The sequence below is a fragment of the Flavobacterium lipolyticum genome, assembly GCF_020905335.1.
Classification (GTDB): Bacteria; Bacteroidota; Bacteroidia; order Flavobacteriales; family Flavobacteriaceae; genus Flavobacterium; species Flavobacterium lipolyticum.
This window is the reverse complement of record NZ_JAJJMN010000001.1, coordinates 1,059,590-1,081,125: the sequence shown is the minus strand read 5'-3', so window position 1 is coordinate 1,081,125 and position 21,536 is coordinate 1,059,590. Positions and strand designations below refer to the sequence as shown.

Annotated in this window: 15 protein-coding genes; 9 read left to right on the top strand and 6 right to left on the bottom strand. The window is 35.5% G+C overall.

What is annotated here, in order from left to right; translation table 11 throughout:
- Positions 1 to 44 precede the first annotated feature (44 nt).
- The 3 genes from LNQ34_RS04780 to htpG all read right to left on the bottom strand — a co-directional run bounded on the left by LNQ34_RS04780 (position 45) and on the right by htpG (position 3,794).
- A complete protein-coding gene (locus tag LNQ34_RS04780; RefSeq protein WP_229998831.1) occupies positions 45 to 761 on the bottom strand; it encodes a DUF4369 domain-containing protein in 717 nt (238 codons plus the stop codon).
- A gap of 131 nt (positions 762 to 892) precedes the next feature.
- Positions 893 to 1,723: a hypothetical protein gene (locus tag LNQ34_RS04775; protein WP_229998830.1), complete on the bottom strand. Its 831-nt coding sequence runs from the start codon at positions 1,721 to 1,723 to the stop codon at positions 893 to 895.
- Positions 1,724 to 1,910: 187 nt separating this feature from the next.
- Entirely contained in the window at positions 1,911 to 3,794 is a 1,884-nt protein-coding gene (htpG, locus tag LNQ34_RS04770) for a molecular chaperone HtpG (protein ID WP_229998829.1), read from the bottom strand.
- A gap of 204 nt (positions 3,795 to 3,998) precedes the next feature.
- Here htpG and LNQ34_RS04765 point away from each other — a divergent pair, with 204 nt between their 5' ends.
- The 3 genes from LNQ34_RS04765 (at position 3,999) to LNQ34_RS04755 (ending at position 6,272) form a co-directional block, all read left to right on the top strand.
- A complete protein-coding gene (locus LNQ34_RS04765) occupies positions 3,999 to 4,502 on the top strand; it encodes a lipocalin family protein (RefSeq protein ID WP_026109809.1) in 504 nt (167 codons plus the stop codon).
- An 18-nt stretch (positions 4,503 to 4,520) separates the two neighbouring features.
- Positions 4,521 to 5,216 (top strand): YiaD family glycine zipper/OmpA-like lipoprotein, encoded by a 696-nt coding sequence (locus tag LNQ34_RS04760; RefSeq protein WP_202702473.1) that lies wholly within the window; start codon positions 4,521 to 4,523, stop codon positions 5,214 to 5,216.
- 105 nt (positions 5,217 to 5,321) lie between these two features.
- The gene (locus LNQ34_RS04755) at positions 5,322 to 6,272 is read left to right on the top strand and encodes an ABC transporter ATP-binding protein (protein WP_202702474.1); all 951 of its coding nucleotides are present in this window, start codon (positions 5,322 to 5,324) and stop codon (positions 6,270 to 6,272) included.
- 97 nt (positions 6,273 to 6,369) lie between these two features.
- Here the strand turns inward: LNQ34_RS04755 and LNQ34_RS04750 are convergent, their stop codons facing one another.
- Complete coding sequence (locus LNQ34_RS04750; RefSeq protein ID WP_229998828.1) at positions 6,370 to 8,781, bottom strand: S9 family peptidase; 2,412 nt, start codon at positions 8,779 to 8,781, stop codon at positions 6,370 to 6,372.
- Between the two features lie 264 nt (positions 8,782 to 9,045).
- Here LNQ34_RS04750 and LNQ34_RS04745 point away from each other — a divergent pair, with 264 nt between their 5' ends.
- The 4 genes from LNQ34_RS04745 to LNQ34_RS04730 all read left to right on the top strand — a co-directional run bounded on the left by LNQ34_RS04745 (position 9,046) and on the right by LNQ34_RS04730 (position 12,835).
- Entirely contained in the window at positions 9,046 to 10,053 is a 1,008-nt protein-coding gene (locus LNQ34_RS04745; RefSeq protein WP_229998827.1) for a 3-oxoacyl-ACP synthase III family protein, read from the top strand.
- A 469-nt stretch (positions 10,054 to 10,522) separates the two neighbouring features.
- Positions 10,523 to 10,846: a GIY-YIG nuclease family protein gene (locus LNQ34_RS04740; protein WP_229998826.1), complete on the top strand. Its 324-nt coding sequence runs from the start codon at positions 10,523 to 10,525 to the stop codon at positions 10,844 to 10,846.
- A 575-nt stretch (positions 10,847 to 11,421) separates the two neighbouring features.
- A complete protein-coding gene (locus tag LNQ34_RS04735; RefSeq protein WP_229998825.1) occupies positions 11,422 to 12,093 on the top strand; it encodes a copper homeostasis protein CutC in 672 nt (223 codons plus the stop codon).
- Between the two features lie 529 nt (positions 12,094 to 12,622).
- Positions 12,623 to 12,835 (top strand): SymE family type I addiction module toxin, encoded by a 213-nt coding sequence (locus tag LNQ34_RS04730; protein ID WP_202702479.1) that lies wholly within the window; start codon positions 12,623 to 12,625, stop codon positions 12,833 to 12,835.
- A gap of 122 nt (positions 12,836 to 12,957) precedes the next feature.
- Here the strand turns inward: LNQ34_RS04730 and LNQ34_RS04725 are convergent, their stop codons facing one another.
- Positions 12,958 to 15,372 carry a TonB-dependent receptor gene (locus tag LNQ34_RS04725; RefSeq protein ID WP_229998824.1) on the bottom strand — a complete coding sequence of 805 codons (2,415 nt, stop codon included), beginning with the start codon at positions 15,370 to 15,372 and terminating at the stop codon, positions 12,958 to 12,960.
- Positions 15,373 to 15,757: 385 nt separating this feature from the next.
- Complete coding sequence (locus tag LNQ34_RS04720) at positions 15,758 to 18,172, bottom strand: TonB-dependent receptor (RefSeq protein ID WP_229998823.1); 2,415 nt, start codon at positions 18,170 to 18,172, stop codon at positions 15,758 to 15,760.
- A 314-nt stretch (positions 18,173 to 18,486) separates the two neighbouring features.
- Between LNQ34_RS04720 and argS the strand changes: the two genes are divergently transcribed.
- Together argS and LNQ34_RS04710 are read left to right on the top strand one after the other, a co-directional pair.
- Entirely contained in the window at positions 18,487 to 20,265 is a 1,779-nt protein-coding gene (gene argS / locus LNQ34_RS04715) for an arginine--tRNA ligase (protein WP_202701589.1), read from the top strand.
- A gap of 422 nt (positions 20,266 to 20,687) precedes the next feature.
- On the top strand, positions 20,688 to 21,380 hold the full coding sequence (locus LNQ34_RS04710; protein ID WP_229998822.1) for a YgdI/YgdR family lipoprotein: 693 nt from the start codon (positions 20,688 to 20,690) through the stop codon (positions 21,378 to 21,380).
- Positions 21,381 to 21,536: the final 156 nt, after the last annotated feature.

The following is a 21,536-nucleotide window of genomic DNA, read 5'->3' as shown; positions in this document are numbered from 1 at the left end:
TATAAAAAAAATGTCCTGAATAGTCAGGACATTTTTGTTGGATTTTATTTTTGTTGCTCTTTCTTGATGTCGGAAACGTATTTTGTTAGTTTTTTACCGTATAATGAATTGGCTACTTTTGGTGTCATTGATTTCTGAATCGTGTCCAAAAACTTAACATTGATATCGTAAATCTCAGCTAAAGCAATGTAAGGAGCGATTTCGTGATCTTTGTTGTTTAGGGCAAAGTTAGTAGCGTATAAATACTTTCTTTTGATGTTAGATTCCTGTTTGGTGTTAATACTGTCAATGGCTTTCTGGTCTTGTCTTTTTACAGCCTTAAATCTCGATTCTACCATAGCAAGGCTTTCTTCATTAAAACGGGAATTTATCTTTTTATACTCATCGTACAATTCCTGATTTTTAGATCCGGTAATTTTTGCACCATAAATAAAATTATCAAGGTTCGTGTCGATGTTGATGTTCCCAGGTTCTGCGAAAAACATAACATTGTTATCCAGTGAATTGGTTACTCCGCGATCCAGGAATAAATATAACATTTCAGGAGATTCCAGTTTTATGTTTGTTTCAAATGCAGAATTTCCGTCTATTTTAATGCTGTCAATAGCAACAAGTGATGTGTCAACGATTCTTTGAATATATAAAGTTCCGTTTTTTAATCCTTTTATGTTTCCTGTAAGGTGCAAACCGTCAGTTGATTCTTTTTTGCTGCAGGATGCCAATAGGGCAAGAGCAACAAAAGCAATAATTGATTTTTTCATTGGTTTTTTAGATTTTGCTGCAAAATAAAGAAAATAGTTTGAATGTACTGTGGTGGCATTCAAATTTTGCCAAAAAATAAATCCCAATCTATTTCTAAATTGGGATTTGATCTTTTTAGGAATAAAGAGTATTACATGGAGAGATTAAATGTAGTTCCGTTTTCGTTTGTGTAAGTGAATTTTTTGTCGCAATCATTATTGCCATAATCAACCACTCCGTTTAGTAGATTGCCCTGAACTTTTAGTTTTCCTTTGGAAATAAAATCGCAAGTATATTTTTTAATTAATGATTCCTGAACGGTTAAGGTTAATACGGCTCCGTTTGAGCTGGTGATGGTGTGGTTTCCTTCAGTCATTTCATACGTATTGTCTTCCAGAACATAAGGAGTATCGACACCTGCAGTTTGTTTTACAGTCCAGTTTCCTGAGTTAAGGTAAACTCTGCCTTCTAAATCAGTGAACTTTCCGTTGGTCACTTTTCGGCTCCATTGTGGTACAGTTGCCACAGTTGTTGTGTTGGTGTATTCTATTGTTCCTTCCAGTTTTATGCCATTAAAAGAATAGTCGATTCTTTCGATGGTTATTTTACTTCCGGTAGTAATTATCGGTCCTGAAAGCGTGATTTTTAATTTCCCTTTTCTGTTGATCAGATTGTCAGTGCATCCGGTTCCGTAATCAACTGTGAAAACTTTCGGATAAGAGGTTGGGCTTTGTTGTGTGATTGTAATTGCGCCACAGATTCCCGGTGTTGTCTCGTTTGGTTTTGCTGAGGAAGTGTTTTTTGTTGTAACGATTAACCCGGTTTTGATGTCCATATCGTTAATGGCATCGATGGTAAGAGAAGCTCCAACTGACGTGACATCAGATTCAGGTTGTTTTTTTGTGTCATCATTGCCAGAGCAGGAAAGTTGTGTTAGTGCTGTTGTACAAATGGTTAGGAGTAAAAATGCTGTTTTTTTCATAGTAGTTTTTGTTTTTTGATTAGATTAAAAGGCAATCAAATGTAACGAAAAAAATGAAATACGATAAAAAAATCCGCTTGGATTCAGTGGGGCTTAATTGAGGCTTGTTTTTCTAAAAATAAAAAGCCCCGCAAGTTTACTTGCAGGGCTTAAATTCTAATTTTGAAAACTTATATTGCTAAAAGTTTTATTTAATCATTTCAAAACTTCTTTTTACGAAAGCGGTTAAAGCTTCTCCTTTTAATAAGTTTTGTGACAATTTTGCTAAGTCTAAAGCTTGTTTTACCAAGTGTTCCTGATGTGTTTTGTCTTCTGTGTTCAGGATGCTTGACGCTAAGTCTGAATTAGTATTTACAATCAAATTGTACATTTCCGGCATATTGCCCATTCCGAACATTCCGCCACCACCTGACTGACTCATTTCTTTCATTCTTCGCATGAATTCAGGTTGGGTGATGATAAATGGAGCCGCCTGACTGTCCATTGCTTCCAGTTGTACAGAGTATGCTTTAGGGATGTAAGTTTCTAAAGATGTTTTTAATGTTTCTTTTTCTTCATCTGACAATTTAGAAATGGTGTTTTCTTCTTTCTTGATTAAATTATCAATGTGATCAGAGTCTACACGTACAAAAGTTAAACCACTATTGTCACTTTCAATTTTTTGAATTAAGTGTGAGATAATAGGTGAATCTAAGAGTAATACTTCATATCCTTTTTCTTTTGCTGTTTCAATATAAGAATGCTGTGCATCTTTGTTTCCGGCATAAAGGACGATCAGTTTTCCGTCTTTGTCAGTTTGATTTTCTTTTAATTTTTCTTTTAATTCTTCCAGAGTAAAGTAGGTATCATCAACTGTTGGGTACAACACAAACGCACCGGCTTTTTCGTAGAATTTATCTTCAGAAAGCATTCCGTATTCTAAAACGATTTTAATGTCGTTCCATTTTTGTTCAAAATCAGCACGATTTTCATTGAACAAAGCTTTTAGTTTATCAGCTACTTTACGAGTGATATAGTTTGAGATCTTTTTAACAGCGCCATCAGCTTGTAATCCTGAACGGGAAACGTTCAATGGAATATCCGGAGAATCAATAACACCTTTTAACATCGTTAAAAATTCAGGTACAATTCCTTCTACATTATCTGTAACGTAAACCTGGTTTTGGTACAATTGAATTTTGTCTTTTTGAATCTGCATGTCCGAACCTAACTTAGGGAAGTACAAAATTCCGGTTAGGTTAAAAGGGTAGTCTACATTTAAGTGAATGTTGAACAACGGCTCCTCAAACTGCATTGGATATAATTCTCTGTAAAAGTTTTTGTAGTCTTCGTCAGATAATTCAGTTGGTTGTTTCGTCCATGCCGGATTTGGATTGTTGATGATGTTGTCGATTTCAACAGTTTCATTGACATAATCTTCAGGAGCATCTTCCGGTTTTGGAAGTGTTTCTGTTCTGGTTCCAAATTTAATTGGCACAGGCATAAACTTGTTGTACTTGTTCAATAATCCACTGATTTTTGAATCTTCTAAAAATTCAAGAGAATCTTCAGCAATGTGCAGGATGATTTCAGTACCACGTGAAGTTTTATCAGCAGGTTCTAAGGTAAACTCAGGGCTACCGTCACATGTCCAGTGAGCTGCAGGTTCATCTTTGTATGATTTTGTAATGATTTCTACTTTTTCTGCAACCATAAAAGCGGAATAAAAACCAAGACCAAAGTGACCAATAATTCCTGAATCTTTAGCAGAATCTTTGTATTTGTCAAGGAATTCTTCAGCTCCTGAAAAAGCAACCTGATTGATGTATTTTTCCACTTCGTCAGCAGTCATTCCAAGACCCTGATCGATAATGTGGATTTTTTTTCCTTCTTTGTCTACTTTGATTTCGATAACCGGATTTCCGTATTCTACTTTAGCTTCGCCAATACTAATAAGATGTTTTAGTTTTAAAGTAGCGTCAGTTCCGTTGGAAACAAGCTCACGTAAGAAAATTTCGTGATCGCTGTATAAGAATTTTTTGATTAAGGGAAAGATGTTTTCTACCGAAACATTAATTTTACCTGTTGTCATATTTTTTTATTTTTTAGTTTAATGTGATGATTTTCATTTCTTCAAATAGAATACCAATTGTTTTTTGGGTGACAAAATGGCGCAAGTGTTAATTTTGAAAGAAAATAATTAGATTCTGAAACCCGAGATATCCCTATGAATTGTATCTTTGTGGTATAATAATTGTTAAACGTGTCAGTATTAACTCTAAAAAAAATGTACAAAATGAAGAAAATTATTTTCATTTGCATGATGGCCGCGATGTTTTTTGCGTGTAAATCAGCTTCGTCTACAACAGCTTCAAATGGAGCACCCACACTATCGACTAAACTTGACAGACCTACTCAGGTAGCTATTAAAGGAAATTGGGTTTTAACCAATGTTTCTTATCCCGGTTCTGAATATATCAAGGTAAATTCTTTTGATCTTGCAGATTCTAAATGCTTCATCGGAAGTACGTGGAATTTCATTTCAAATAACAACAAAGGGTCAATGGCTTTGACAGCAGCAAGCTGCACCGGATTTAACTCACCAATTGTTTGGAGTGTTAATAATCAGGGAATGTTTGTTCTTAAAATTTTAGATGCTGGGATAAAAGCTAAAAAGGTAAGAGATGGATACCTATTAAAAGTTGCAGGTTTGACTGATAATTCATTTCAGTTGATCGATAACATTAACGTAGGTGGACAAACAAAAGATGTAGTGTACCAATTTCAAAGAGCCAATTAAAAATAAAAATATAAAAAGATGAGAAAGATAACCGTTTTAAGTTTGAGTTGTTTGCTAGTAGTAGCAAGTTTTTTTACAAGCTGCGATTCCGTAAAAAATGCAAATAACACACAAAAAGGTGCCGGAATTGGAGTAGTTGCGGGTGGTATCATAGGTGCTGTTTTAGGAAATAACCTAGGAAAAGGTGGAAATGCTGCTTTGGGAGCTGCAATTGGAGCTGCTGTAGGTGGAGGAACTGGTGCTCTTATTGGAAACAAAATGGACAAACAAGCCCGTGAAATTGATCAGGCTTTACCAGGTGCAAACGTAGAAAGAGTAGGAGAAGGAATTCACTTAACTTTAAATGAAAATGCAGTACGTTTTGATACTAATAAATCTTCTTTGACGCCTCAGGCTAAAGCAAATTTAGATAAACTGGTACCGGTATTTAACGAGTATGGAGATACTGATATTCAAATTTTTGGATATACTGATAATACAGGAAGACCGGAATACAATTTGACACTTTCAGGACAAAGAGCTGCTTCGGTACAGGCTTATTTAGTTTCAAAAGGATTAAAATCAAGCCGTTTCAAAACTTCAGGCTTAGGTATTGTTGATCCAATTGCGACAAACGACACACCGGAAGGAAGAGCACAAAACCGTCGTGTAGAGTTTTCTATCACTGCAAACGACAAAATGGTAAATGATGCTAAAGCTCAGGCTGGAAAATAGTTTCAATCTACAATAAAATTTCTTAAAAGCTGTTTCATAAATTGAAGCAGCTTTTTTTGACTTTAGAAATTAAACATTGTAAATTTGAACTTTCAAATATAACCCATGCTCGACATTCAAAATATCTCTTTTTCGTACACCGAAAATCCTGTTATAAAAAACGTTTCTTTTACCATAAATAAAGGTGAGAATATTGCCATTATTGGAGAAAGCGGCTGCGGAAAAAGTACACTTTTAAAACTCATGTACGGTTTGTATAACCTGGATGAAGGCAAGATTTTTTATAATGAAAAACCTGTTTTGGGACCAAAGTACAATTTGATTCCCGGAATGCCATTCATGAAATATCTGGCTCAGGATTTTGATTTGTCTCCTTATGAAACAGTTGCGGAAAATGTTGGGAAGTTTCTTTCGAATGGTTTTGCAAACATGAAAAAACTGCGTGTTCAGGAATTATTGGAGATGGTAGAAATGGAGCAGTTTTCAAACGTGAAAGCTAAATTTTTGAGTGGGGGTCAACAGCAGAGAGTGGCGCTGGTGCGAGTTTTGGCTTTAGAACCCGAAGTGATTTTATTGGATGAGCCGTTCAGTCAAATTGATGCTTTCAGAAAAAATGCATTGCGCCGAAATTTATTTCGCTATTTGAAGCAAAAAGGAATTACCTGCATTATTGCTACACACGATAGTACGGATGCTTTGTCATTTGCTGATGAAGCGATTGTAATGCGTAACGGAGAGGTCCTCATTAAAGACAACCCAACAAAAATTTATGAAGACCCTGAAACGAAATATGTAGCCTCACTTTTTGGAGAGGTCAACGAAGTTCCTACTCATGTTTTGGTTCCTTACGAAGATCAAATGCATAAAACTCTAGTTTATCCACATCAGTTTAAAATGGTTACCGAGTCTAATTTACCGGTAAAAATCAGAAGAACTTATTTTAGAGGGAATCACTATCTCATCGAAACGGTTTATAAAAGACAATTAATCTTTTTTGAAAGTGAAATTGACCTGCCTCTCGAACAGGAAATATTTTTAGGTTTGAACTATCTATAAAATAAAAGCCATAAATTAATCGATTAAGTTTATGGCTTTTTTTATTATTAAACCGGACAGGTTTTTAAAATCTGTCCGGTTAGTTTTTTGTGGTGATTTAGTTTTTCAGATATTTTTCTAAAAACTGATCTTGTTCCCAAAGTAAGTGTAAAATGTTTTCTTTGGCAACATAACTATGTGCTTCTTTTGGTAGAATAACCATTCTTGCGGTTGCTCCTAAGCCTTTCAAAGCCTGATAGTAACGCTCTGTTTGTAAAGTGAAAGTTCCTGGATTATTGTCGGCCTCACCATGAACTAACAAAAGTGGTGTTTTCATTTTGTCGGCATTCATAAAAGGAGACATTTTAGTATACACTTCCGGAACCTCCCAGTAATTACGTTGTTCTGTTTGGAACCCAAAAGGAGTCAGCGTTCTGTTATAAGCACCGCTTCGGGCGATTCCACAAGCAAAAAGGTTGGAGTGAGTCAGTAAGTTGGCAGTCATAAATGCACCATACGAGTGACCTCCAATAGCTACTTTTTTACGGTTAATGTATCCTAAAGCATCAACAGCATCAATTGCAGCTTCAGCATTGGCTACTAATTGTGGCATAAAGTTATCATTAGGTTCTGTAGTGCCTTCACCAATGATAGGGAAAGCAGCATCATCAAGAACAACATACCCTTTGGTTACCCAATACACAAACGATCCGTAATAAGGAGTAGTGAATTCATTTGAATTTTGAGTCGATTGTCCGGCACTGTTTCTGTCTTTGTATTCAGCTGGATAAGCCCAGATTAATAAAGGTAACTTTTCTTTCTTTGCTTTGTCGTAACCGGCTGGTAAATATAAAGTTCCTGAAAGTTCAAGACCATCTTTACGCTTGTATTTGATCACTTCCTTACTCACATTTTTAATGCTTTCAAACGGGTTTTTGAAAGAAGTAATTGGTGTTAAGCTGTTTTGTTTTTTGATATTTCTAAAGTAATAATTCGGATATTCACTCTTAGACTGAATTTGTACCAAAACTTTCCCTGCTTTAAAATCTTCAATTTCAAGTAAATCTTCTTTTTTGTCTTTATACGGTGAGGTATAAATACGTTTGGATTGTAACGTTTTTAGATTGAATTCATCAATAAAAGGAAATTGTCCTTCTTTCGTATATCCATCTCCAATACGATAAGCGTTGTCTTTTTCAATCGCCAGAACATATTTGTTGTATTCGTTCTTTCTGGTTTCAAAAACTCCAGGATCTGAGTAAACATCCTGTTGGTTTCTGTCTGTAATTACTTTTGGCTGTTGAGCTGGGTTTGCCGGATTGATCAGGTAGGTTTTGGTATTACGGGTGTCGTACCATTGATCTGTTAGAAAAGCCACATTGTCATTACCCCAAATAATATCGTCGTAACGCTGTGGAACTTTTGCTAAAGAAGTTGCTTCGCTTGTAAAAGGAGCGTTCCAAAGAAAAACTTCATCTCTACAATCAACCTTATTGGCAGGATCACCTTCATCTAAAGCCACAACATAAGATAAGGTTGCAGGTTTATCATTTCTCCATGCCATTTCTCTTTTTCCTTTTCGAACAGCCATAAAACCTTTTGGTATTATTTCGTTTAACGGAACTTCATTAACTATTTTGATCTCTTTTCCTCTCGCATCATAAACAATAGTTCTGGATGGGAATCGGTATAAAGGAACTACGTAAGAAAATGGTTTTTGAATCGTGGTCAGCATAATATAATTACCGTCTGGCGAAATTCTTTCTCCGTAATACATTGCAGCTTCTTTAAACAATGTAGCATTTCCGTTAAGATTAACTTTGTAAAGTTCAGAAGTGGTGATGTTTTCAAAATTAATTTCGTCACTTTGATTTTTCAACATATCAGGAAACGTTCTGTTTTGAGATTTTGTTCCTGCTGTATTAGAGATAATTGGACCGGTTGGTAAATCATTTTTAGGATCCAATAATGGTTTTCTGTTTTTTGGAAGCATTTTTACCAAAATAGTCTCATTGTCTAAGAACCAGCTAAACGGATTTCCTAAATTGGCATTAACAGTTGCCTCAGTAAGTTTCGTTGCTTTTGCAGTTTCAACATCCAGAAACCAAAGTTCGACACCTGAATTTGTGGTGTGAGAGAACACTATTTTCTTGTCATTTGGAGACCAAAGGATGTTGCTTATTTTTGGATTTTGAGGTAATCCCGAAACCTGAACTTCTTCTTTACCGCTAATTTTTCTTAGCTTTAAATTTGTCGTATAAGTTACAGAGCTGGAAATGTTTGTTACCGGATTAATTCTTAAACCTCCTAAGCGAAGTTCGTCCTGGTTTAAATCATCGAGTGTTTTGTATGTACTTCTGTACATTAATAACATATTCTCCTTTTTAGTATCCATCGATACTGTAGGAGCTTTTTCGTAATCGGCTAAATCTAAGATAGATTTTGATGGTTTTTGGTAAGTGAGATTTTCTTGTGCAAAGGCAAAAAAGCCAATGTTAAGAAACAAAAGTAATGTAACCTTTAATTTCATAATGTGAATTTTAGGAGTTTAGAGTTTGGTATTCCTATATGTTTGACTAAAATACTTCAAACTTGTTACATTTTAGGTGTTATTTTTGATACTTTTCACATTTTTCAGGTAAAAATTGTTTTTTCAGAATATAAACTGTCAGAATCCTATTTATAATTAAAGTATATTGAATTGCCAATTACGAAAAAAACACTAATTTGGACGTTAATGTTTTAAAGTATACTTAAATTTGCATTACAATTTTTTAACAAATAATAAAACAATATGTATCATTCAAAAATAGCGGGCTTAGGATATTATGTCCCTTCAAATGTTGTGACCAACGATGATTTGTCTAAGATAATTGATACCAATGACGAATGGATTCAGGAGAGAACTGGAATTCAGGAGCGTAGACATATTATTCGTGGGGAAGATACCACAACTACAATGGGTGTAAAAGCAGCTAAAATTGCTATAGAACGTTCTGGCGTCGCCAAAGAAGATATTGATTTTGTAGTTTTTGCTACCTTAAGTCCGGATTATTATTTTCCAGGACCTGGAGTTTTGGTACAGCGTGATTTAGGATTACGTACTGTAGGAGCACTGGATGTTAGAAATCAATGTTCTGGTTTTGTTTATGCATTGTCGGTTGCCGATCAGTATATCAAAACCGGAATGTATAAAAATATCCTGGTAATTGGTTCAGAAGTACATTCGACAGGACTGGATATGACTACTCGTGGACGTGGAGTTTCGGTAATTTTTGGAGATGGAGCAGGAGCGGCAGTTATAAGCCGTGAAGAGGATTTGACCAAAGGAATCTTATCTACCCATTTGCATTCAGAAGGACAGCATGCTGAAGAACTAGCTCTGCAGGCACCGGGAATGGGAGCGCGCTGGGTAACCGATATTATAGCAGATAATGATCCTAATGATGAGAGTTATTATCCGTATATGAATGGACAGTTTGTATTTAAAAATGCAGTGGTTCGTTTTGCTGAAGTAATCAATGAAGGATTAGAAGCAAATGGTTTACAGGTTTCAGATATTGATATGTTGATTCCTCATCAGGCGAATTTAAGAATTTCACAATTCATTCAAAACAAATTCAAATTGAGTGACGATCAGGTACACAATAATATTCAGAAGTACGGAAATACTACTGCAGCCTCTATTCCGATTGCTTTGACTGAAGCATGGGAGCAAGGAAAAATCAAATCCGGAGATACAGTTGTACTGGCTGCCTTTGGTAGTGGTTTTACCTGGGCAAGTGCAATCATTAAGTGGTAAATTAATTCATCTTGCATTATATTTCATAGCCTGCTCTTTTTTAGAGCAGGTTTTTTTGTGCACTGCATTGTCCGGCTGAGCGAAGTCGAAGCCTTTACGGTTTGTGAGCCTTCGACTCCACTCAGGGTGATATTTGTACTTCAAGAGGATAGCGACAACGTTTGTCCGGCTGAGCGGAGTCGAAGCCTTAACGGTTTGTGAGCCTTCGACTCCACTCAGGGTGACATTTAGGTTTCAAGAGGATAGCGACAACGTTTGTCCGGCTGAGCGGAGTCGAAGCCTTTACGGTTTATGAGCCTTCGACTCCGCTCAGGGTGACATTTGTACTTCAAGAGGATAGCGACAACGCTTGTCCGGCTGAGCGGAGTCGAAGCCCACGTTCCAATAGGCAAATCAGTTATATTATAAGTATATATTTTTTAAAAGATTTTTCTTACTTTTAGTTAGGTTTAATTAAAAGGTATATGTTATGAAATTGTATTATGTCTATATCCTTAAATGTTCTGATAATAGTTATTACACCGGAGTTACAAATAATATTGAAAGAAGATTCGATGAGCATAAGTCGGGTTTAAATAAGGGGTGTTATACTTTTAATAGAAGACCTTTAGAACTGGTTTTCTATACTGATTTTAAGTATGTGCTTCAGGCCATTTCATTCGAAAAACAAGTAAAGGGGTGGAGTAGAAAAAAGAAAGAAGCCATTATAAACGATAGATGGGATGATTTAAAACAACTGGCCGAATGTCTAAATGAAACGAGTCATAAGAACCACGTTAATAAGAAACTTTAGTGGTAAATAAGCCTTCGACTCCGCTCAGGATGGCACTCGGGTTTTGTTTGCAGCCTTTTGTCTTCTACAATTAGTGTCCGGCTGAGCGGAGTCGAAGCCTTAACGGTTTGTGAGCCTTCGATTCCGCTCAGGGTGACATTTAGGTTTCAAGAGGATTGCGACAACGATTGTCCGGCTGAGCGAAGTCGAAGCCTTAACGGTTTGTGAGCCTTTGACTCCACTCAGGGTGACATTTAGGTTTCAAGAGGATAGCGACAACGTTTGTCCGGCTGAGCGGAGTCGAAGCCTTTACGGTTTGTGAGTCTTCGACTTTGCTCAGGGTGACATTTGGGTTTCAAGAGGATAGCGACAACGCTTGTCCGGCTGAGCGGAGTCGAAGCCTTTACGGTTTGTGAGTCTTCGACTCCACTCAGGGTGATATTTAGGTTTCAAGAGGATCGCGACAACGATTGTCCGGCTGAGCGGAGTCGAAGCCTTTATGGTTACTCTAACCTTTGATTTGCTTTGATCGTTCAGTTTTTAATTTATATTTTTGTTTGGCATCATCAAGCTGGTGCCACTTTTAAATCAATCAAATGAAAAAAAATCAATTGGAGATAGCCTGTTTCAATTACGAATCGGCAATAATTGCACAAGACAATGGAGCAGACAGAATCGAATTATGCGATGATATGCGACTTGGCGGAACAACGCCAAATTTGATAACAGCAGAAAGAGTTCGGGAAAAACTAACCATTAAAATGCACGTTATCATCAGACCTCGTGGTGGTGATTTTGTTTATACCGAAGAAGAGTTCCAGGAAATGAAACAAGATATTAAACAACTTAAAGCACTGGGAGTTGATGGTTTTGTTTTCGGGATCCTAAATCAGGATGGCAGTGTTAATAAAGAGCAGAATCTGGAACTGGTGCAATTGGCCAGTCCGCTTTCCTGTACTTTTCATCGTGCATTTGATGTTGTGAATTCGATAGAACAAGGATTGGAAGAGGTAATTGCATGTGGTTTTCAAACGATACTGACTTCAGGACGTGGGAAGAATGTTGAAGAAGGAATTTTGGATTTACAATTGATTCAGAAATTAGCGGGTGACCGAATTGAAATCATGCCCGGAGGTGGTTTGCGCTCTTCGAACATTAAGTTACTACAGGAAAAATTGCAGCCTACTTTTTATCATTCGTCTGCGATTACAGATCAAAACGAAAAAGCAAATCCTGAGGAAATAAAAGAATTAAAAAACTTCCTGTAAACGGAAGCTTTAACATAAAGTCGAAGTTTTAAAGACAGGGTTACGTTCGGACAAATGTTATGTTTTGTTAAGTCACAGACTAGATAGATTAAAATGATTCCTTAAATATTTTTTTTGAATGAAACATCTTGTATGTGATGTACGAATCAATATAAGAGAATTTTCAAGATTAATTTATCTAATTTAGTAATCAAAGATAAGACCTGGTGGAGAGCGGGTGCAAGTCCCGTACTATACAAGTTCTCTTGTTGGTTCGTGGCATCATCAGGCCTCTTTTTAAAAATATCTGTTAGATGAAATTTTTAAAGCCACAGATTAGATAGATTAAAATGATTTTTAAATAGTGTTTTTTTTGAAAGAATTATCTTATATTTGATATGCGAAACGATTAAATATAAATTATGTACAATTCATCAAATTTAAAAATCAAAGATAAAGCCTGGCGAAGAGTAGGTGCAAGTCCTATGCCTTCAAACTATGTTTGTCGTTTCGCAGCATCGTCAGGCCTCTTTTTAAAAAATATAAGTTTATGCGAAACGACAAACGAACAACAATCAGACGCCCGGATGTGCGTAGTCTGAAAATTCAACCCAAAATGAGATTTAATGAATACAGTCAGAAAAAAGTTCCTGAGATCAAACTCTGCGGAAACTGGCTACAGAAACTTGGCTTCGAATTTGGAGGAAGAGTAATTGTGACTTGTATGCCTAATCTGGTGATTATTCGACCGATCGAACAGTAAAATCAAAAGGGATCAATTAAGTTAACAGAAAATAGAATTCAACAAAAAAAAAATCCGGAATTTGTAAACTCCGGATTTTTTATTTTTAATTAAATAATTAAACTTTAGTGATGAATACGGTATTAAAGAACTCCACCGCTACTGCCAATATTGTTCTCTTCTCTATTTTTACGGTTCATACCGTTAATTTTTGCTCCTCCAAAATTGTAGGTCAGACCTAAATAAACCGTTTGACTTTCCCAGGTGCTCAGCCCTGAGTGCGGGTAAGGATATTGTGTGTCGAAAGAATATTTCATAGTATCGAAAACATCATTAAAACGAAGGCTGATATTCATTTTATCGTTCAATAAAGTATAACGCGTGCCTATGTCCATTTTGTACATTTGGTGGCTGTTGCCCTGAAGACCGTCACTTGGCCCATTATAAAGACCAAATAGTAAAAAGCTCATGCGCTTGTTGACTTTAAAATTAGAGTTTATTCTACTGGTTAAAGCAGAAACTGTAATTTTTCGATCGATTGGCGTTCCTGTGTTTGTGATCGGGTTTAATGAAAAAACAATACCTCGTTGATTGATACTTGAATAGTCAATCGACGGCGAGATATCCCACCATTTTGTGATTTTATAATTAAAAGAAGCTTCAAATCCATAAGCCGTATTATGATCAAAATTGGTATAAGATACGATTAGTTTGTTGCCCACTGCCTCATTATAATCCGTATCTATGACTCTGCTGATCTGATCGTTGATACCTCTGGCATAAATTCCCAAATTTAAACTCCCTTTTTCTAAGGTCTTAGTGTAATTTATCTCTACAGAATTAGTGAATTGAGGTCTTAATTCAGGATTCCCCAATGTCGTTACCATGGGTGTCGAAAACTCACGAATAGGTCTTGTTTGTTCTAAACTCGGGCGATCTACACGACGGCTATAACTCAATTGTATGGTGTTTTTCTCATTTAAATTATAAGTAAAATGAGCAGATGGATATAGCGTGATATAATCGTCATTAAACGTATCCTGACCATGATTAAAACTGGCAGCTGCTTTGTAGCTTTCAAAACGTGCGCCTAATTGATAACTGAATTTTTTGAATTTCTGACCGAATGTTACATAAGCCGAGTAGATATCTGTATCGTAAGTGTAATAGAGCAGCTGATCCTCGGTTGGGTTAGCAGGGTTTATTCTGGCATAATCATTTGCTGATTTTGTGATTCTGGCTTCGGCACCTAATTCCAAAGTTGTTTTTTCGTCCAACGGATTAACATAATCTACATTAAATGTATTTAGTTTACGATGACTTTTGTTTAAATCTGTATAATTTACATTTTTGACAGTGTTGTCAGGAGCACTGTTTTGGGTGTCAAAATGGGCTTGTTGCGAGGCATTGTATTTACTGAAGTTTCCTTCAAAATCTAAAGTGTGGCCTTCTTTTTTAAAGAGATGTTTGTAAGCCAGATTATAAGTTTCCATTTTTTGAGGGCCGAAGTATCTGGAATTTTGCGAGATGTTGCTGATTTCAGGATTATTGTTGTAGTTGATATTAGCGTCAACAAATACGTCCTGATTGTATTTGCTTTGATTCGTGTAGAAAGAAATCGTATTCTGTGCGTCAACGAAATAATCCATTCCGATTTTATACAGATGAGAGTCGGCATTCGATTTAAAGTCTATTTTTTGATAAAGATCCTGATCGAATCTTTGAAGAGAACTGTCGAAAAAATAGGTTCCTAAATTTTGACCGGCATTTCCATAAAAATTTACTTTTCCGTTTTTGTAATTCAAATTCAGCGATTGATTGTGTTTGGTAGCTTCCCCAAAAGTGATTCCTCCGCCGTAACTTCCGTTGAAACCTATATTGGTATTTTTAAGTAAAATAATGTTGATGATTCCCGACATTCCTTCCGGATTATATTTGGCACTCGGATTGGTAATTAGCTCAATTTTTTTGATAGAAGTTGACGGGATTTGTTTTAGTAATTGAGCAGGATCAATATTACTGGGTCTTCCGTCAATCAATACTCGGACATTATCATTTCCGCGAAGCGAAATTTTTCCGTTTTGATCTACATTGACAGATGGAATGTTATTCATAATCTCAGAAGCTGTAGCTCCGGCAGTGGTCAGGTCTTTACCGACTGTGATTACTTTTCGATCCAGTTTTTGCTCAATGGTTGAGCGTTCGCTAATAACATTAACCCCTTTAAGTTGTGTCGCTTCTTCTTCAAGAGCAATTTTAAGACTAGCCTCTTTTTGATCCTCACTTAAAATAACAGATCCCGTGTATTTCTTAAATCCGATATATTGAATTTCAATCGTGTAATTTTTTAAAGCCAGATTTTTAATGGTAAAATCGCCGTTATCATCAGTGTTAACTCCTAAGACAATTTTTCCATTGTCTTTAAGCGAAACTGTAGCATAAGAAATAGGAGCATGGTTTGATTTTTCGGTAACTTTTCCAGAAACAGTTCCGGAAGTTTGTGCCTGCAGAGTTGTCATTGTAGTCAGTAAGACTAATAAAAGTAATTTTAATTTCATGAACATGTGATTGATTTGATTGATGATTGTTTCTTTTTGAAATACTTCAAAATGTATCACTAGAGACCGTCTTTTCAATCCGATGTTACAGTAAAAATTAAAATCAGAAATGTCTTTTTTGTGATGCGCTGTTTTAGAGTAAATTAGTTTTTGAATTTTTGATAATTTTAACAATTTGTAGGTTTAGCTTCCGGATGGATTTTCATTTTCTTCAGTAGAATAAGGAGGTAACACGGGAGGCGTGTCTTATTATTGTAAGTATGGCAGGAATAAAAACAGCGATTCAATTTTAACTAAATGTGCCAAATATCCATAAAAAAAAGCCCGAAGTTGGCAAACTCCGGGCTTTTTAAAAAACTATTAAAATCGATTAGTAAAAGTTGGATTAGAACAATCCGCCTCCACCTTTATTGGTGTTGTCTTCTCTTTGTTTACGTTGCAGGTTTTTGATTTTAGCACCTCCAAAGTTGTAAGTTAACCCTAGGTAAACTGTTTGGCTCTCCCATGTAAATTGCCCTGAGTGTGAATAAGGATACTGAGAATCAAAAGCGTATTTCATTGTATTGAACACATCGTTAAAACGTAAACTGATGTTCATTTTATTGTTTAACAAGGTATAACGGGATCCCATGTCCATTTTATACATGGCATGGCTGTTATTTTGAAGACCTTCAACTTCTCCTCTGTAAAATCCGAATAATAAGAAACTTAAACGTTTGTTTACTTTAAAGTTAGAATTCATACGTCCGTTGAAAGCACCTACTGTGATTTTTCTTTCCAGCGGACTGCTTTTTTGAGTTACAGGATCGTATACAAACACGATACCTTGTTGGTTAATGCTTGAAAAGTCAATAGATGGTGAAATGTCCCACCATTTTGCAATTTTATAAGTGAAAGAAGCTTCAAAACCATAAGAGGTATTACGGTCAAAGTTGGCATACGTCAGGATTTGTTTGTTACCACTTGGATCTGTATCGTCCGGAAGTAAAACTCTGCTGATTTGGTCGTTGATGCTTCTCACAAAAACACCTGTAGTAAAGCTTCCTTTTTCGAAAGTTTTAGTATAATTTACTTCAACAGAATTCGTAAACTGAGGTCTTAATTCAGGATTTCCTAATGCTGTAATTAAAGGAGTAGAAAACTCACGAATAGGTTTTGTCTGTTCTAAACTCGGACGGTCTACACGACGGCTGTAGCTTAACTGTAACGTATTTTTCTCATTCAGATTGTAAGTCAAATATGCTGACGGGTATAACGTAATGTAATCGTCATTGAATTTGTCAAGACCATGATTTAAATTCGCAACCACTTTATAACTTTCGAAACGAGCTCCTAATTGATAACTGAATTTTTTGAATTTCTGTCCGAATGTTACATAAGCAGAATAAATATCAGTATCATAAGTATAATTAGAAACGGGAAGTGCTGCTAACGGATTTCCGGTGATATAATCGTTATCTGTTTTTGTAATTCTGGCCTCGGCACCTGCTTCAAGAGTCGTTTTGTCGTTTAATGGATTTACGTAATCAATGTTTAAAGTACTTAGTTTACGAGTGCCGGCAATATAATCGTTATAAGACTGATTGTCTAAAGTATTGTCTTTTTTTCTTATTTGCGTGTCAAAACCTGCATTTTGGGTTTCTTTATTGTCGCTATAGTTTCCTTCAATATCTAGGGTATGACCTTCTTTTTTAAAGATGTGTTTGTAAGCTAAATTATAAGTTCCTACGTTATCCGGACCAGTATATTTTGATTTTTGTAACATGTTAGCAATATCAGAACTGCTTACATTGCTGTAATCAATATTGGTGTCTACAAAAAACTTTCCGTTTGATTTGTTTTGATTGGTATAAAAAGAGATCGTATTGTGATCATTGATAAAATAATCCATCCCGATTTTATACAAGTAAGAATCATTTTCGTTCACAACATCAATTTTTTGACGAATGTCCTGATCGTATCTGTTGATGAAACCATCATTGTAATAAGTTCCAAAATTTTGTCCTACGTTTCCAAAGAAATTTACTTTTCCTGTCTTGTAGTTCAAATCTAATGACTGATTGTATTTTGCTACTTCTCCAAAAGTAATTCCCCCACTGTAACTTCCGTTGAAACCGGTATTGGTATTTTTGTGTAAGATGATGTTGATGATACCAGACATTCCTTCCGGATTGTACTTGGCACTTGGGTTGGTAATCAACTCAATTTTTTTGATTGACGTTGATGGAATTTGTTTCAACAACTGAGCAGGATCAATGTTTGAAGGTCTTCCGTCGATCAATACACGAACGTTATCATTTCCGCGAAGCGAAAGTTTTCCGTCCTGATCTACGTTTACAGAGGGAATGTTGTTCATGATGTCAGAGGCAGAAGCTCCGGCAGTAGTTAAATCTTTTCCGACAGTAATTACTTTTCGGTCAATTTTTTGCTCGATTGTCGAACGCTCACTTACAATGTTCACTCCTTTAAGCTGAGTAGCTTCTTCTTCAAGCGATACATTAATGGTAGCCGTTTTTTTGTTATCACTTAAAAGTAAAGAGCCTACATATTTACGAAATCCAATATATTGAATTTCGATAGTATAACTTTTTAAAGCCAGATTTTTGATAGAGAAATCTCCGTGATCATCAGAATTAACTCCTGCGACTACTTTTCCGTTCTCTTTAACCGAGATGGTGGCATAAGAAATAGGAGCGCTGTTTGATTTTTCAGTAATTTTTCCGGAAACACTTCCTGAGTTCTGTGCATTTGCTGTTGTCATTACACCCAGTAATACGAACAGAAAGAATTTTAGTTTCATAATGCAATAATGATTTTTTGATGGATTGATGATGATTGTTATTTTGTTTTTGTTTTTTGTCCTCAAAACTAATTTGAAGTCTCTATTAAGACTCGTTTGCTAAGGATATGTTACAGAAAAAAGTGAAAAAAAATATTTCTTCCGTAAGATCGTCTGTTTTATAATGGGTTAGCGTTTTGGTTTTTGCATAATTTTAACACTTAAATGGGGAGGTTTTTTAAGAAATTAGAACCGCTTTATTCGATTTAATATGTTTTTGATTTTCTGTAATTGGTGAATAAGCAGTATATTTGCACACTTTAAAATAAGTTTACATGTCATTATCACAAATTCTTACACCTTCTATACAAAAAGCAATACAAGCATTATTTGATGTTACTGTTGAGAAAATCGAATTTCAAACCACCCGAAAGGAATTTGAAGGCGACATCACAATGGTGATTTTTCCTTTATTGAAAGTGATTAAAAGCAATCCTGTCGAACTGGGAAATAAAATTGGAAATTATCTGGTAGAGAACGTTTCTGAAGTAGCACGCTTTAATGTGGTTTCGGGATTTTTGAATATTGTCATTGCGGATAGTTACTATTTGAATTTCTTTAATGAAATAAAAGACAATACCAAGTTCGGATATGTAACACCAAATCCGGAAGAGAAAGCAATCATGGTTGAATATTCTTCGCCAAACACCAATAAACCTTTACACTTAGGTCACGTACGTAACAATTTGTTAGGGTATTCTGTAGCTGAAATTATCAAAGCATCAGGAAAAAAAGTATACAAAACACAGATTATCAACGACCGTGGAATCCATATTTGCAAATCGATGCTGGCCTGGCAGAAGTTTGGAAATGGTGAAACTCCCGAAAGTTCAAATCTAAAAGGAGATAAATTAGTAGGGAAGTATTATGTTGAGTTTGATAAAGCTTACAAAGGGGAGATTTCTCAACTTATGGAAACCGGAAAAACAGAGGAAGAAGCCAAAAAACAGTCTCCAATCATTATTGAAGCACAAGAGATGCTTAAAAAATGGGAGTCAGGAGATGAAGCGGTAATTTCGCTTTGGAAAATGATGAACCAATGGGTTTACGATGGTTTTGCTACTACTTATACCAATCTGGGCGTTAATTTTGATAAATACTATTACGAAAGCAATACTTATTTATTAGGAAAAGATGTGGTTCAGGTAGGTCTGGACAAAGGCGTTTTTGAAAAAGACCCTGACGGTTCCGTTTGGATTGATCTTACCGATGAAGGTTTAGATCGTAAAATTGTTTTGCGTTCAGATGGAACTGCAGTTTACATGACACAGGACATTGGAACCGCAATTCAGCGTGTAAAAGACATGCCGGATGTGGGCGGAATGGTATATACAGTTGGTAACGAACAGGATTATCACTTTAAAGTGCTGTTTCTTATTCTGAAAAAACTAGGTTTTGACTGGGCTTCAAGCTTGTATCATTTATCATATGGAATGGTTGATTTGCCTTCAGGGAAAATGAAAAGCCGTGAAGGAACCGTTGTAGATGCTGATGATTTGATGCAGGATATGACCGATACAGCGAAACAAATTTCTGAAGATTTAGGAAAACTGGACAGTTATTCAACCGAAGAAAAAGCTAAATTGTACCAAACTATTGGTCTTGGGGCATTGAAATATTATATCTTAAAAGTAGATCCAAAAAAACGTATTTTGTTTAATCCTGAAGAATCTGTTGATTTTGCTGGAAATACAGGGCCGTTTATTCAGTACACTTACGCGAGAATCCAATCGATAATCCGTAAAGCTGATTTTGATTTTTCAGCTCAGACGAATACCGAAGAATTACACGAAAAAGAAAAAGAGCTGGTAAAACAAATCGAACTTTTCCCGGAAGTAATTCAAAATGCGGCACATAATCATAGCCCGGCTCTGATTGCTAATTATACTTACGATTTGGTAAAAGAATATAATTCTTTTTATCAGTCGGTACACATATTAGGAGAAGTAGATTTAACTAAAAAAGTATTCAGAGTACAGCTTTCGCAAAAAGTAGCTGAGGTTATCAAAGCCGCTTTTAGTTTGCTGGGAATCGAAGTTCCGGAGCGCATGTAATTGCTGTACAAAAGATAAAATGCAAAGAGTCGATAATTATAAATGTAATTATCGACTCTTTTTTTTTGTCAGCTCAAAATCAAAAAATCTATTGGTTTTCGAGAGTAGAAAGGGAAGGTTAGCTAAAATGTTGCCATCCAAAATAATTTGTATTTTATTAGAAAACGTAAGGTAATTAAGACGAAAAACAGGCAAAGGTTTTTGGGGCGAATTTTCGTGTAAAAAATACAGTTTAACATTTGTAAATCTTGTTTTTATAGCTATGTTTACGGTAAGAAAATAATTTATAAAAAAAGTTTGTGAAGCCAATAAATACAGGGTGTTAGCTAAAAATTTCCTGTTAAAATAATAATCGAGGAAGCCGAAAATCGCAAGAGTAGGCAAAAAAATTAACCAAAAAACAAATGATTAAAAATTCCTTTTTGCTACTAGTGTTTCTAGTAGTGTGTTGTTCTGCAAATGCGCAAGATTTGATTTCTCCTTCTTATGGATTTTCTCACAGTAAAACGGCTTACATTACTTTGGCTGATGGTACCGAAATAAATGGTACTATTAAAGATATCGACAGAGACAAAGGTTTAATTGAGTTCATCAAATTACAAGATGGAACTGGTAAAAAACACAAACTAAAACCAGAAGATATTAAATTCATGTACTTGCCACCAAGCGGATTGGATAACTTAGGAAAAAAATTAAATTTTCTGCAAGACTTTAAAAAATGGAATGACGATAAGTTAAACCAGGATTTCTTAAACGATGGGTACGCTTATTTTGAAACTGCTGATGTAAAAATCAAAAAGAGAAACAGCAAATTGTTAATGCAGTTACTTAACCCTTCATTCAGTAAAGAGTTTAAAGTATACTGTGATCCTCATGCAAAAGAAACGACTTCATTAGGAGTTGGCGGGGTTAAATTTATTGGAGGTGATGCAAAATCGTATTATGTTGCCAAAAAAGATTCTCCTGCATTTTTATTGAAGAAGAAAGATTATAAAAAAGAATTTGTGCCATTATGGGGAAGCTGTGAAAAAGTAATTGCTGCAAATCCTGAGCCGAAATGGACTGATTTAACGAAACATATTGTTTCCTATTCTGAGTGCGCAGAAGCTAAATAATAGTTCATATAAGACATATTTTTTATAGATAGCATGAATCAAAGGGCTGATAGTTGTAAAACTATCGGCCCTTTTTGTTTTTTTGTAGGTTCCTTAATTATACTGCCTTGTGCAATGTCGTCAAAATACTGGATTTTAGTCTTATAGAAAAAAGTA